General features: G+C 38.1%; 11 protein-coding genes. 8 read left to right on the forward strand and 3 right to left on the reverse strand.

What is annotated here, in order from left to right:
- Window positions 1–64 precede the first annotated feature (64 nt).
- The gene (locus tag ACZZZW_RS05595) at window positions 65–955 is read left to right on the forward strand and encodes an EamA family transporter (protein ID WP_463492526.1); all 891 of its coding nucleotides are present in this window, start codon (window positions 65–67) and stop codon (window positions 953–955) included.
- A 198-nt stretch (window positions 956–1,153) separates the two neighbouring features.
- A complete protein-coding gene (locus ACZZZW_RS05600; protein WP_463492527.1) occupies window positions 1,154–1,717 on the forward strand; it encodes a hypothetical protein in 564 nt (187 codons plus the stop codon).
- Between the two features lie 20 nt (window positions 1,718–1,737).
- On the opposite strand, the gene ACZZZW_RS05605 is transcribed toward ACZZZW_RS05600, so the two are convergent.
- A complete protein-coding gene (locus tag ACZZZW_RS05605; protein WP_463492528.1) occupies window positions 1,738–2,589 on the reverse strand; it encodes a hypothetical protein in 852 nt (283 codons plus the stop codon).
- Window positions 2,590–2,940: 351 nt separating this feature from the next.
- Here ACZZZW_RS05605 and gcvP point away from each other — a divergent pair, with 351 nt between their 5' ends.
- Window positions 2,941–5,817, forward strand: a complete 2,877-nt coding sequence (gene gcvP, locus ACZZZW_RS05610) for an aminomethyl-transferring glycine dehydrogenase (RefSeq protein WP_463492529.1) — start codon at window positions 2,941–2,943, stop codon at window positions 5,815–5,817.
- Between the two features lie 530 nt (window positions 5,818–6,347).
- Here the strand turns inward: gcvP and ACZZZW_RS05615 are convergent.
- On the reverse strand, window positions 6,348–6,962 hold the full coding sequence (locus ACZZZW_RS05615; RefSeq protein ID WP_463492530.1) for an eCIS core domain-containing protein: 615 nt from the start codon (window positions 6,960–6,962) through the stop codon (window positions 6,348–6,350).
- A gap of 272 nt (window positions 6,963–7,234) precedes the next feature.
- Between ACZZZW_RS05615 and ACZZZW_RS05620 the strand changes: the two genes are divergently transcribed.
- The gene (locus tag ACZZZW_RS05620; RefSeq protein WP_055908034.1) at window positions 7,235–7,822 is read left to right on the forward strand and encodes a YceI family protein; all 588 of its coding nucleotides are present in this window, start codon (window positions 7,235–7,237) and stop codon (window positions 7,820–7,822) included.
- Window positions 7,823–8,454: 632 nt separating this feature from the next.
- Here ACZZZW_RS05620 and ACZZZW_RS05625 read toward each other — a convergent pair.
- Window positions 8,455–9,222 (reverse strand): MBL fold metallo-hydrolase, encoded by a 768-nt coding sequence (locus ACZZZW_RS05625; RefSeq protein ID WP_463492531.1) that lies wholly within the window; start codon window positions 9,220–9,222, stop codon window positions 8,455–8,457.
- 112 nt (window positions 9,223–9,334) lie between these two features.
- Between ACZZZW_RS05625 and ACZZZW_RS05630 the strand changes: the two genes are divergently transcribed.
- The 4 genes from ACZZZW_RS05630 to ACZZZW_RS05645 all read left to right on the forward strand — a co-directional run bounded on the left by ACZZZW_RS05630 (window position 9,335) and on the right by ACZZZW_RS05645 (window position 14,968).
- The gene (locus ACZZZW_RS05630; RefSeq protein WP_463492532.1) at window positions 9,335–10,660 is read left to right on the forward strand and encodes a sulfatase-like hydrolase/transferase; all 1,326 of its coding nucleotides are present in this window, start codon (window positions 9,335–9,337) and stop codon (window positions 10,658–10,660) included.
- Window positions 10,661–10,762: 102 nt separating this feature from the next.
- The gene (gene recJ, locus ACZZZW_RS05635) at window positions 10,763–12,463 is read left to right on the forward strand and encodes a single-stranded-DNA-specific exonuclease RecJ (RefSeq protein WP_463492533.1); all 1,701 of its coding nucleotides are present in this window, start codon (window positions 10,763–10,765) and stop codon (window positions 12,461–12,463) included.
- A gap of 88 nt (window positions 12,464–12,551) precedes the next feature.
- Window positions 12,552–13,292 carry an LPS export ABC transporter ATP-binding protein gene (gene lptB, locus ACZZZW_RS05640; protein WP_055908021.1) on the forward strand — a complete coding sequence of 247 codons (741 nt, stop codon included), beginning with the start codon at window positions 12,552–12,554 and terminating at the stop codon, window positions 13,290–13,292.
- 158 nt (window positions 13,293–13,450) lie between these two features.
- On the forward strand, window positions 13,451–14,968 hold the full coding sequence (locus ACZZZW_RS05645; RefSeq protein ID WP_055908018.1) for a GH3 auxin-responsive promoter family protein: 1,518 nt from the start codon (window positions 13,451–13,453) through the stop codon (window positions 14,966–14,968).
- Window positions 14,969–14,993 lie beyond the last annotated feature (25 nt).

The raw sequence follows: 14,993 nt of genomic DNA on the forward strand, positions 1-14,993 counted from the left end.
TTAATTAATCTTTCTGATGCTTCGCTAAAATCTTATTGTCCTTTGCGGTTAAATATTGAAATTTATGTTAAAAGGAATTCTCCTTGTTTTTTTTGGTGCCTGTAGCTTTGGTATCCTCTCTACTTTCGTAAAACTGGCTTATCATGAAGGTTATACGCTGGGTGATGTTACTGGTGCCCAGGCTTTTTTTGGAACGGTAATTTTATGGATCTTGTTTTTTTTTCAAAGCAGAACAGCTGGTTACAAAACGAAAATAATTACAAATAAAACACCTTGGTGGAAAATGTTGCTGGCAGGAACGTGCACCGGTTTGGTCAGTATTTTTTATTACCAATGCGTAAAACTTGTGCCAAATTCAGTAGCTATTATCTTATTGATGCAGTTTATCTGGATGAGTATTTTAATGGAATTCCTCATTTTTAAAAAGAAACCCACAGCATTACAGCTTTTGGCCATTGTTTTGGTTTTGGGTGGAACAGTTTTAGCGAGCGGAATGGTAGAAAGCAGTATCGGTAGTATGAACCTTAAGGGGATTGGCTTCGGTTTGTTGGCCGCAATATGTTACGCAGGTTTTTTATTGCTTAGCGGAAGAATTGGAAATGAATATCCTGCGCTTCATAAAAGTGCTTTAATGATTACCGGAGCTTGCATTTTGATTTTCATTATTTTTCCACCAGCGTTTTTGTTTAATGGCGCTTTGGGCGGGAGCCTATTGAAGTGGGGATTAATAATTTCAGTTTTTGGAACAGTAATTCCGCCTTTATTTTATGCAGAAGGTGTGCCTAGAATCGGGACAGTCATTAGCTCAATATTAAGTGCGGCAGAATTGCCTGTGGCCGTTATGATGGCTGGTTTTGTGCTTCAAGAGCAGGTATCATTTTTAAGATGGGTTGGTGTTGTGGTGATTCTATCGGCGATGATTTTACCGAATTTAAAATACCTAAAACGGACTTAGATCTGCTTTTACCGCAAAGCCCACAAAGTGAAAACGCAGAGGGTGCAAAGGAGGGTTTATACATTCATATCATGACTTGAATATATTCTTCGTGTTTTTCTGCGCCTTTGTGGTTACAACCGTAAAGACTAATAAACTTCGCGCGCTTTGCGGTTAAACTAAAAATAAATATCTTTAAAAAGTATAAAGCATACACACATGAAAAAACTTACTATCTATATTCTTTCATTTATTATTATTGGGCTAGCAGCTTGTAAAACCAAAACAACTATTAATCAGGATGAAGCATCAGAGGTAATTATTGATTATTTAAAAGCTAATCCTGAATATAAAACAACCCGCTTTAAATTTGGGGAGATGAAATTTAACAGTACAAACGATATGTTCGAATTGGGCAAATATAAATCTTTGGCCAGTAAAGGATTAGTTACGTTAAGTTTAAAAGAAGCCAAAAAGAAGTTCCTTTCAAAAGATAGCAGCTACGTTTATCAGATCACTTTAACTGATAAGGCCAGTCCGTTGGTTTTAAAGCAGGATGGTGATAGAGCTACCGTTAAAGTTGTAGAATATGTATTATCGGATGAGAAACCAGTAGATTTTGCACAGGTAAACTCAAGCACGGCAAAAGTTACGGTATCACTTAAAATGACGACTACAGATTTTGAACCGTTTGATAAAGACGCAGACAAAAACAGCAGTTTTATTACAAAAACGTATAAATTAAAGCTGAGTAAGGATGAAGGCTGGAAAGTGCAGAAATAAATTTAAATTATAAGCAAAAATTACTTGCCAGCTCTTTTCTGAATAGAATTTTTAATTTTTTTGAATATATCCACTTTTTTTGGTCGCTCATTACCATCGTGGGTTAAATTATTATCGTAATGGTTTTGTAATTCTGCAGCATATTCTTTTTGAGCTGCACTGCCCGTTTTAAGCCATTCGATGAAGCGGAGAATGTTATTATTTAAGGTGCTGTTAAATGAAACGGCATAATACTCGCTTCTAAATAATGGGTTTTTATTATTGTTTATTTCTGCTGCGCCGTTCTCTGCAAAATAATCAGCATGAAGAATTAAAGGGTTTAATTTTTTTAATCTTTTAGTGCCTTTACGTTCATTTCTCCATGGATGTTCCTTTTTATGAAGTTGAGCGAGCAGAAAGTCTTTTTTCCAAAGGGTAACTTGGTGCGACATTAAATATTGCGATGCTTCATTATCGATTTCAGCAACATTAAAGCCTTCAATATCGTTATTGCTTGCTCGTGTTTTGTAAACATTCATGCTGTGCAGTTTAACCTGGCGCCAGTTGTTTTGAATTGCCTCCTCAAAGAGTGTGGTAAAAAACTTTGCATTTACCGGTTTAGTGAGCCACATATCCTCCTGGAAGTAAAGTATGTATTCCTCCTCCATATTGTTTAATAGCGTTGCTAAGCGGTCGGCCCATTCGCCATTGCCCGATTTAATATTGGTAAAGCCATTTATAGCTGCGTTTTTTACCTCAGTTGCAAAATAATAGTTGCAAGGAATATTAAAATCCCAGTTTTCTGTAAATGTAAAATCAAAGCCTTTATAAAGAAATTCATAACGATCGCAGGCATGAACAAGAAGAGCAACCTTATTTTTAGCTGTTTGCATAAATATAAACACATTTAGATAAATGTTGCTCAAAGGTAAGAAAATGGATTTTTTTACTTGCCTTAATTGGCTTCAATTTTACACTTCAGGCAGCATCAGTTAAGCGTAAGCAGGTTTAAAAAACACTGATAATAGCAGCCTAAACAGATTTAAATTTCAACATACATATTGCTTTCCAAATAATAGGATTCTTAAACGAAAATGAACAAACGTTTGTCTTTCTTTAAATGAATAAAATCTACCTATTTTGTCGCTTTTAAGCATAAATAAGACACCTTTTTTACACTGATTGATAGTGGAATACAACGCCATTTTTGCTACATTTGCACGCAAATTTATTATTCATACCGCATGAGCTTAAATATCCACTACAAGGAAGATTTTCAAAATCGCCATATCGCACCAAATGAGGCAGATACAGCCGAAATGTTGCAAACTGTTGGCGTAAATTCTATTGATGAGCTGATTGATCAAACTGTACCAACAGCAATTAGGTTGAAACAGCCTTTAAATTTGCCGGCAGCGAAATCAGAAACTGAATATCTTGGTGCTTTAAAACAAACTTCATTGTTAAATAAAGTTTTCAAAAGCTTTATCGGTCAGGGCTATTATGATACGATTACGCCAGGTGTAATTTTACGTAACGTATTCGAAAACCCAGGATGGTATACTCAATATACGCCGTATCAGGCAGAAATTGCACAAGGCCGTTTACAGGCATTGTTAAATTTTCAAACGATGGTTATCGATTTAACCGGAATGGAAATTGCCAATGCATCTTTACTGGATGAAGGTACTGCTGCTGCCGAAGCAATGTTTATGCAATACAGCTTGCGTAAAAACCAGGCGGCTAAAAAGTTCTTCGTATCCGAACTGGTTTTCCCTCAAACGATTGATATTTTAAAAACCCGTGCTAATCCTTACGGTATAGAACTGGTTATCGGAAGTCATTTAGATTTCGTAGCCACTGAAGATTTCTTTGGTGCAATTGTTCAGTATCCGGCAGGAAATGGTGAGGTTTTCGACTATAAAAACTTTGCAGCTGAATTGCACAATCTCAATATTAAATTAACGGTAGTTGCTGATATTTTAAGCTTAACCTTATTAACGCCTCCAGGCGAGTGGGGAGCAGATGTGGTAGTTGGTACTACACAACGTTTAGGTATTCCAATGGGTTTTGGCGGGCCACACGCTGCTTTTTTTGCTACAAAAGAAGAATATAAACGTAATATCCCGGGCCGTATTATTGGTGTAACCATTGATAGCCATGGCGATTATGCTTTACGTATGGCCTTGCAAACACGCGAGCAACACATCCGTAGAGATAAAGCAACTTCAAATATCTGTACTGCGCAGGCATTGCTGGCCATTATGGCTGGTTTTTATGGAGCTTACCATGGTCCGAAAGGATTAAAAGCCATTGCAGAACGTACGCACGGTTTGGCCATCAGCTTAGCTGCTACTTTAAAAGGCTTGGGTTTTGAGCAGTTAAATTCAGTTTATTTCGATACTATCCGTTTCGATTTAGGCGATTTAAAAGGCGGTATTCATTCTGGTTGTATTGATAACGAGATCAATTTAAATTATGTTGGTAATGTTGCAACCATATCTTTCGATGAAACCAGCACTTTCGAAGATGTAGCCTTAATTGCTAAAATATTTGCTAAAGTTAAAGCAATTGCAGCTGATCAGGTTGAGGTTGAAGAAAATGTAGAAACGGTTATTCCAGCTACATTACAACGTACTTCGACTTATTTATCCCACCCAGTTTTTAATTCGCATCATTCGGAGCATGAAATGTTGCGTTATATCAAATCATTAGAGGCTAAAGATTTATCACTTTGCCACTCAATGATTGCCTTGGGTAGTTGTACCATGAAATTAAATGCTACTGCAGAAATGATTCCGGTTACCTGGTCTCACTTCGGTCGCATTCACCCGTTTGCCCCTGCCGATCAGGTATTGGGTTATTACTCTGTTTTTAATGAATTGGATAAATGGTTAAGTGAAATTACCGGTTTTGCGGCAATGAGCTTACAACCAAATGCTGGTGCACAAGGCGAATATGCAGGTTTAATGGTTATCCGTGCTTATCACCACGATAGAGGAGATTTCCACCGCAATGTAGCTTTAATTCCTGCTTCAGCGCACGGAACAAACCCCGCTTCTGCGGCAATGGCCGACATGAAAATTGTTGTGGTTAAATCTTTAGAAAACGGTAATATCGATGTTGAAGATTTAAAAGCAAAGGCAGAATTACATAAAGATAATTTATCGTGTTTAATGGTAACTTATCCATCTACACACGGTGTTTTCGAAGAAAGCATTATCGAAATTTGCGAAACGATTCATGCTAATGGTGGCCAGGTTTATATGGATGGTGCAAACATGAATGCGCAGGTTGGATTAACCAGTCCGGCCAATATTGGTGCCGATGTTTGCCACTTAAATTTACACAAAACATTCTGTATCCCTCACGGTGGTGGTGGTCCGGGTATGGGCCCAATCGGTGTTGCAAAACATTTGGTTCCTTATCTTCCTGGTCATGCTGTTGTAGATATAGATAAAGGAAAGTCAATTTCAGCAGTTTCATCTGCACCTTGGGGCTCGGCTTCGATCTTAATTATCTCTCATGCTTATATTGCAATGATGGGTGCTGAAGGTTTAACCAACGCAACTAAATATGCCATTTTAAACGCAAACTACATGAAAGCCCGTTTAGAGCAGCATTACCCGGTACTTTATTCAGGTGCTCAGGGGCGTTGCGCACACGAGATGATTTTGGATTGCCGTTCATTTAAAGCTTTTGGTATCGAAGTAACTGATATTGCAAAACGTTTAATGGATTATGGTTTCCATGCACCAACGGTTTCATTCCCGGTTGCGGGTACTTTAATGGTTGAGCCGACAGAATCAGAGCCTAAACATGAGTTAGACCGTTTCTGTGATGCTTTAATCGCGATTAAAAATGAAATTAGCGAAGTAGAAAATGGTACTTTAGATAAAGTTGATAATCCCTTAAAAAATGCACCACATACCGTATCAGTAATCACTGCAAATGATTGGGATCATGCCTATAGCCGTCAAACTGCTGCATTCCCTCTTCCTTATGTGTTGGAGCGTAAGTTCTGGCCATCAGTTGGTCGTGTAAATGATAGTCATGGCGATAGATCATTGATCTGTGCATGTCCTCCGGTTGAGAGTTATTTAGAAGAAATCGTTCCTTAGCAAGGTAGAAGGCGGGAAGGTAGAGCTTTTAAATTTCTCCTTTTCATCGTCTTAATTTCTCTTTTCGTCATTGTGAGAAGGAACGACGCAGGAATCTATTTAGATAAATCATCTGCAAGTTTTATAATTCATTTATAAGGCTTGCAGATTTTTTTTTGGAAACATATTGGCAGTTTTCCATCGGAAGCTGTAGCCCTGCCATTCGCTTTAATCTTTCTGTGGTTTCTGCTCTCGTTATATCGTCATTGCTGAGGAGGAACTACGAAACAATCTTTTATTGTAAATGCCATCAAAAAGGATTTCCGCTCCTTTCAGGTTTAGGAATGGAGGGGTTTGGAGTGTAAAGTTAATAGGTGGAGCGAGCCATTCAATATTCAATTCTATCCTTAATGATCCGCTCCTTTTGCCCCATTTTGTCAGCTTCTTTTTCTAAGTTAGCGTCATTCATTAACAACTGCATTAAATTTGATCTGAGTGCTTGCTTTAACCCTGCCTTGTTTTTGTTGCACAACGTGCCATGCTTCGTGTTGTCAATGTTCTTCTTGGCCCGATGCTAAATGAATGTCAGTACCTCGAGCATAGGCATGTGCATTTAACTGCGCAGGTTTAGCAGAATTGTAATGAACCTTAACGTCGTCCATAGAATGGCCCGAAAGTGCTTCAATGCCATTTTTCAAATTACCAGGTAAGTTCTTGCTTGACAACAAACCTTCAGAATTAACATTATAACCTAAAATTTTTATCTGATCGTTTTCTGCAATTAAGGTGACGGTTTCTTTTGCTTGAAATTTTGTCCTTTCTACAAGATAATAGAGTACATATTTTGCAGATGAATTGGAACCTTTGATCACTTTTGTTTCCCAGTGATCTAGCTTTTTGCTTTTTATTTCGCCTAACTTACTTACTGTGCCTGTTAAATATTCATTTAATTTTTTTGTGCTGGTTACCGCTTTAAATTGATTGCTGAGTAATGGGGATAGTTTGTTAAAATCTTTTTGCTCAAGCAAGGTGTAAAATTGATCGGATACCTTTTCGGCATCTTTTTTATCTTCTTTACGGTTTATGTAGTTGCTGTTAAAATTGCAACCCGTTAAAGAAAATACAAGCAATAACAGGTAATATGGAATGTAAAATTTATTTTTCATGAGCGTCTAATATTTTTACTAAATATAGAATATTTTTTTTCTGTAAATTATGATGCCTGGGTAATTATCATTTAATCAGATTCCTATCGGTAATAAAACAAATCTACCGTTCTATCATTTCTTTTTTCAAGCAAATTAAACCTTTCCTGTAATCATGCAGTCAATAGAATGATTTTAAATAAATCCCGATTAATTTGAAAAACTTAACATAGGTCAATAACAAGAGATCGTGCTTTAATCTATATTTGTATCAAATTTTAAAAAACCAGAAAATGAAATTAAAAATTAGCTCAATTTTTTTATTAGTGGCAGTAGTAGCATTGTCAGCTTTTAAAAACCCTACTAAACCAGTAACTTTTACTGTAGATGCAGCAAAATCTACCATTACTTGGGTTGGTAAAAAAGTAACAGGTTCTCATAACGGAACAATCGCATTACAGTCAGGTACTTTAGCTGTTAACGGTAAAAGTGTAACTGGTGGTACTTTCGTTATCGATATGACTTCAATTAAAGATGCTGATGGCAGCGCTAAATTAGAAGGTCACTTAAAAGCAGACGATTTCTTCGGTACAACTAAATTCCCTACTTCAACTTTCGTAATCACTAAAGTTGCTGGTTCAGGTGCTAACGTAACTGTAACAGGTAATTTAACCATCAAAGGCATTACTAAACCATTAAGCTTCCCTGCAACTGTAACTGTTAATGCAGATGGTACAGCTTCAGCTTTAGCTGGTAAAATTGTTGTTGACAGAACTAAATATGATATTAAATATGGTTCGAAATCATTCTTCGATAGCATTGGCGACAAAGCAATTGATGATAATTTCGAATTAGCTGTTAAATTGGTAGCTAAGAAATAATTATTCCCTTCTCGGAAAAAAAGAGAGCCTCAACATTTGTTGGGGCTTTTTTGTGGATTATATTTTTAGCCACGGAAATAAGGAGTGTTAAGTTTTACCACCGAGGGCATGCAGTTTTGCACAGAGTAACACAGAAACTCTTTAGCTATAAGCACCCAACTCAATGCCCTCTGTGATCCTCTCTGTGTACTTTGCGGTAAAAAACGAGTGACCTTTGAATTAGGTGTTTAAATTTTTAGCCACGGAAACACAGAAAGGACGGAAATAAGAGTGTTAAGTTTTACCACCGGGAACGGAGTGTTGCACAGAGAACACAGAAACTCTTTAGCAATAAGTGCTTAACTCAATGCCCTCTGTGATTCTCTCTGTGTACTTTGTGGTAAAAAACAAGTGACCTTTGAATTAGGTGTTAAAATTTTTAGCCACGGAAACACAGAAAGGACGGAAATAAGAGTGTTAAGTTTTACCACCGAGGGCACGGAGTGTTGCACAGAGAACACAGAAACTCTTTAGCTATAAGCACCCAACTCAATGCCCTCTGTGATCCTCTCTGTGTACTTTGTGGTAAAAAAATCAACTTTGAGTGCTTTGCGTTTCTTCTTCGCGCGCTTTGCGGTAAAAAACGAGTAAACTTACCTTATTCTAAATCCACCTTCAACAGCATCCACAAAACCCGTTGCGGCACTTTTGCCATGGTAGAATAAACATTCCCAATTTTCTTCTGCAGCTCTTTTGCCAAATTCTTTGCGTAATTCCATCGCTTTACGCCCATCAAAATCGTATTTAGCAATAAAGTTTTTAACCAGTTCCTCAGGCTCAGGCAATACATCGCCGCCAAAAAAAACTTTTTGATTTCCTTCTGTTAACAGAAAAACCTGGTGGTTTGGACAATGTGCGCCAGTAAATTCGTAAGTAATGGTTTCATCCAGTGCGCCATCGCCCTCAACAAATTTCAATTGCGCATTGCGCTGAACGAAATCAAATATATCGGTATGGTAAGAAGATGAAGTACTGCTGAAAGCCGTTTGCCATTCGCCACGGTTAATTACATATTCAGCATCAGGAAAACTTAATTCAACTCTATCATTTCCTTGTTTATGGATCATGCCACCAGAATGATCGTAATGTAAGTGCGACATTAAAACCTTAGTTACATCAGTGGGGTCGAAACCAGCATTGCGGATGTTTTTATGTAAAATTAGCTCACCATGGTCATCACTAAAACCTAAGCCCGTATCAAAAAGAACAAGGTCGTTTTTCAGTTCAACCAAAAAAGGCTGAACATTGATAAATAATGAAGCGGGTCTGTCTTTAAAAGTATGTATAGCGGTGTCGAATGGTACAAATTTCTTTGATGCATCAACAGAATAGGTGCCTTCGAATAGGGTGTGAACTTGCAAAATATGGATCTTTAATGTTTTTACAAAGATAACAATCTAATCACGAGTATTTGTTTCGGTAAAAGCTTGGATACTTCCTTTTTTTGTAAAATATGATGCTTAAATTTCGGGCATGAATCTTCGTAGCTTAATTTTTATACTTGCGCTCAGTTTGTCTATACAGTTAAAAGCGCAGCAGAAACCAAACGTAATTATTGTATTGGCTGATGATATGGGTTATGCCGATATTTCATGTTATGGAAGTCCGCTGATTAAGACTCCGTTTTTAGATGCAATGGCTGCAAAAGGCGTAAAAGCGACCAACTTCGTTACCACCTCGCCAACCTGCACCCCATCAAGAGCTTCATTACTAACGGGAAGGTATTGCAGTAGGATGGACCTGCCTTCACCAATTGGTCCGGGCGATAAACGTGGAATACCGGAAGATGAAATCACAATTGCGCAGATGCTAAAGCAATCGGGCTATGCTACCGCGGTGGTGGGTAAATGGCATTTGGGCGATCATGGCGTTTCGCTTCCCAACAAAAAAGGATTTGATGAATTTTATGGCCTTTTATACAGTCACGATTATAGAGCACCTTATGTAAAAACAGATACAACAATTAAGATTTTCAGAAATAGCAAACCAGAAATTTATAAGCCCCACGATAGTATTTTAACCAGTTCTTACACCCGCGAATCGATTAAATTTATCAAAAAAAATGCTGCGGCCAAAAAACCGTTTTTTCTCTATTTAGCACAAAATATGCCGCATTTACCTGTGGCTTTTGCCGCTCAAAAAAGTAGAAAAACCCCTTCGGCAGGTGCTGAGCTTGGTGATGTGATTGAAGATATGGATGCCGGATTGGCTGAAATCTGGAAACAGGTAGTGGCCTCAGGACAGGCAGATAATACTATCTTTATCTTCACCAGCGATAATGGACCGTGGATTAATGCGCCACAGCGGATGTATGATGACGGTTTTACCAAATTTTATCATGTAGGTTCGGCAGGTATTTTCAGGGGATCGAAAGGGATTTCATACGAAGGCGGTCACCGTGTGCCCTTTATTGTGTATTGGAAAGGGCATACGCTAAATAATAACCAACTAACCAAACCAATTTCAAATCTGGATGTTTTTCCGACCTTGGCCGAGTGGACTAAAAGTAAATTGCCAGCAAAGGTATACGATGGCGAATCGGTGTCGGCCTTGCTTACTACCAAAAACTACAATAAACCGCACCGACCAATTTATTACCACAACTATGTATTGGAAGGGGTTAAGGATGGCGACTGGAAATTGAGGATCACCAAAAAGGATGATCAGGAATTAACGGAATTGTACAATTTATCGTGGGACCCTGCAGAGCGTGTAAATTTAATCGACGACGCAAAATATGCAGCTCAGAAAGCACACCTGATGAAACTTTATCAGGCTTACCCAGGTAATTCGAAATAAAATATAATTTTTTGTTAATGAAGGCCTTGTTTATCGCTCAACTAACATTACCTCAATCATATCCAATTAAAATGTATATTTACTGTTCGGAGATAAACTTAAATGGAAAAAAGATGGGTGCTGGCATCAGATTGTAACGATGATACAGTAACAAAAATAGCGGAACAACTTAACATAGACCGCTCACTTGCAAAGATTCTCGTGCAGCGTAATATTTGTGATTTCGATCAGGCGAAAGATTTTTTCAGGCCAGATCTTGATCATCTTCACGATCCTTTTATCATAAAGGATATGGATGTTGCTATTGCCCGTATCGAAACCGCATTGGCAACCCACGAAAAAATATTGATTTACGGCGACTACGATGTAGATGGTACAACCTCAGTTGCCCTTGCCTTCAGTTTCTTCTCTCAGCTTACAAAAAATATAGAATATTATATTCCCGATCGCTATTTAGAGGGTTATGGCATTTCTACAGCAGGTATTGATTACGCAAGTGAAAACGGATTTTCACTAATTATTGCATTGGATTGTGGAATAAAATCTATCGATAAAATTGATTATGCCAATACTTTAGGAGTCGATTTTATTATCTGTGACCACCATTTACCTGGAGATGAATTGCCTCAAGCCATTGCGGTTTTAGATCCTAAACGATCAGATTGTCCATATCCTTTTAAAGAATTGGCCGGCTGCGGCATCGGTTTTAAACTTGCGCAGGCCTACGCACAAAAACATCAGCTCCCAAAAGAAACTTATCTGCAATATTTAGATCTGGTAATGGTGAGTATTGCAGCAGATATTGTTCCGGTTGTTGGTGAGAACAGAATTTTAGCATACTACGGATTAAAAAAATTAAACTCCAATCCATGCGAAGGTTTACGCGCCCTGATGGAAGTTTCTGGCAAAACTGAAAATTACAGCATTACTGATGTAGTATTTACCTTAGGTCCGCGGATTAATGCCGCCGGGAGGATAGATCATGCCAAGCATGCCGTAGCCATGTTGCTTTGCCAGGTAGATGGAAATGCATTAGAGCAGAGCGAACTCATCAATCTGAAAAATACAGAACGAAAAACATACGATCAGGACATCACGCGAGAAGCCTTGGCACTGATTGGTGAAAGTGATATCCTGATCAACAAAAAAACAACGGTTGTATTTAACGAAAACTGGCATAAAGGAGTAATCGGGATTGTAGCATCGCGTTTAACAGAAAAATATTACCGGCCTACGATTGTATTAACAAAATCAAACGGCCATGTTGCAGGCTCTTGCCGATCGGTAGTGGGCTTCGATTTATATGAAGCCTTAAGTGGTTGTGCCCATTTATTGGATCAGTATGGAGGACATAAATTTGCTGCCGGCTTAACCATGCAACAGGATAATGTTAATGCTTTTGCCGATAAGTTTGAAGAAATTGTATCTGCAAGTATTACAGAAGAGTTACTTACGCCAATGATCAGGATTGATGCCGAAATTGAACTGGCACAGATTGATGGTAAGTTTTTTAGGGTATTATCTCAAATGGGCCCCTTCGGACCAGAGAATATGGCACCGATATTTGTTACCCATAATGTATACCTTGCGCAACATGCCATGGCAGTTGGTCAAAATCATCTAAAAATTAATATAAAACAACAAAATTCGCCTATTTTTGAAGGCATTGCGTTCGGATTGGCAGAATTTCAAAACCTTTTGCAACCAAGAGTACCATTTTCTGTTTGTTATACGTTAGAAGAGAATGTTTGGCGCGATAAGAAACGTTTGCAGTTAAATATTAAAGGAATAAAAGTTAATTAATTTTAAAATAAACCGTCATGCTGTACTTGTTTCAGCATCTAGTAAGAAAGATCCTGAACTAAATTCAGGATGACGGATCGATCTATATATGATATTAAAAGCCGAAAATCTGGTTAAAAAATATAAGCAGCGTACTGTTGTTAATAATGTTTCTTTCAACGTTAGTCAGGGAGAAATCGTTGGTCTTCTGGGTCCAAACGGTGCCGGAAAAACAACTTCTTTTTACATGATTGTAGGTTTGATTAAACCAAATGAAGGCCGTATTTTCCTGGAAGAAGAAGACATTACAGAAGATCCAATGTATCGCCGGGCGCAAAAAGGAATTGGCTATCTTGCCCAGGAAGCCTCCGTTTTCAGAAAGCTTACCGTTGAAGACAATATTCTAGCCATTTTGGAAATGAGCAAAATGAGCAAGGAGGAACAACGCGATAAGCTGGAAGAACTGATTAACGAATTTAGTTTACACAAGGTGCGTAAAAACCGTGGCGATTTATTATCAGGTGGCGAGCGTCGGCGTACCGAAATTGCGCGTGCTTTGGCTGCAAATCCTAACTTTATTTTATTGGATGAGCCTTTTGCAGGGGTAGATCCGATTGCGGTAGAAGAAATTCAGAGTATTGTTGCCAAACTGAAACATAAAAATATCGGTATCCTCATTACCGATCACAATGTGCAGGAAACACTATCAATTACCGATCGCGCCTACCTGCTTTTCGAAGGTAAAATTTTAGAACAAGGCGTTCCGGAGGTTTTAGCTGAAAACGAAATGGTAAGAAAGGTTTATCTTGGATCGAATTTTGTGCTGAAACGTAAAAAATTTGATGTTTAATTCTAACCAATTCTTGTCCCGGTTTTTGGGCTTAAAGATGCTTAACACAGATCAATTGCTTTCAGGTATAGAGATTTTATTATCGTTCCAACAAAAACGACAATATCCGTGTTTATCTGTCAACATCTGTGGTAAAAGTCAGCTGTTTATTTTTTGATATGGCATTTGTAAATTCAATTTTTACCTGGTTAATGAAAAAGCGGATCCATCAGATCGAGCTTTTTATGAAGTATCCGCACGACGTTCAGGAAGAGTGGTTTCATACTTTAATCGATAGTGCAGAAAATACAGAATGGGGCAAACTATACGATTATAAAACGATTTTAACACCTCAGCAATTCCAGGAGCGTATTCCAATTCAAAATTACGATACTTTAAAGCCGTATATTGAGCGTATGCTCAATGGCGAACAGAATATTCTGTGGCCATCTGATATCAAGTGGTTTGCAAAATCATCTGGTACCACTAGCGATAGGAGTAAATTTATCCCGGTTTCGCAGGAATCGTTGGAAGAATGCCATTTTAAAGGTGGTAAGGATATGCTTTCTATATACTGCAATAACCGTCCTGATAACCAAATGTTTACCGGTAAAGGTTTGGTTTTAGGAGGAAGTCACCAGGTAAACCAGTTAAATGAAGATTGTTTTTATGGTGATTTATCGGCGGTGCTAATCAAAAATTTACCCATCTGGGCCGAATATTACCGCACGCCCGATATGTCTATCGCATTGATGGATAATTATGAAATCAAGATGGATAGAATGGCTGAAGCTACCATCAATGAAAACGTAACCAGCATTTCTGGTGTGCCTACATGGACCATCGTATTGGCCAAAAAAGTCCTCGAACTCACCGGAAAACAGAACTTGCTAGAAGTTTGGCCAAACCTCGAATTGTACATTCATGGTGCGGTAAACTTTGCACCATACCGCGAGCAGTTTAAACAACTTATTCCATCCGATGAGATGTATTACCTCGAAACCTATAACGCATCAGAAGGTTTTTTTGGTATCCAGGATCAGGATCATTCAGAAGAAATGTTGTTAATGCTTGATTATGGAATTTTCTATGAATTTATTCCGCTTGAAAATATAGGCGAAGAAAGCCCTAAAGCATTATTATTGGGAGAAGTAGAACTGCATAAAAATTACGCCATTGTAATTTCGACTAACGGTGGCTTATGGCGCTATATGATTGGTGATACCATCCAATTTACTTCGCTTTCGCCTTACCGCATTAAAATTACCGGCCGAACCAAACACTTTATTAATGCCTTTGGTGAAGAAGTCATAATCGACAATGCAGAACAGGCTTTAACCAAAGCTTGCCAGGAAACTGGTGCTGAAATAAAGGATTATACTGCCGGACCGATTTATTTCAAAAATGAAAAAGCTGGCGGACACGAATGGATTATTGAGTTTGATAAACAGCCGAACGATTTTGAGAAGTTTGTAGATGTTATGGACAATACACTGCGTGAGGTGAATTCTGATTATGATGCCAAACGTTTTAAAGATATGGCCTTGGCCCGTCCTAAAGTGCACAATGCCCCTTCAAACACATTTTATAACTGGTTAAAGGCGAAAGATAAACTGGGCGGACAGCATAAAGTACCACGGCTGGCCAATGAGCGTAAATATGTAGATGATATATTGGAAATGATGAAATCATCATAAAATAATATTGATTATATTTGTTTTG

The organism is Pedobacter sp. AC379, assembly GCF_979258145.1.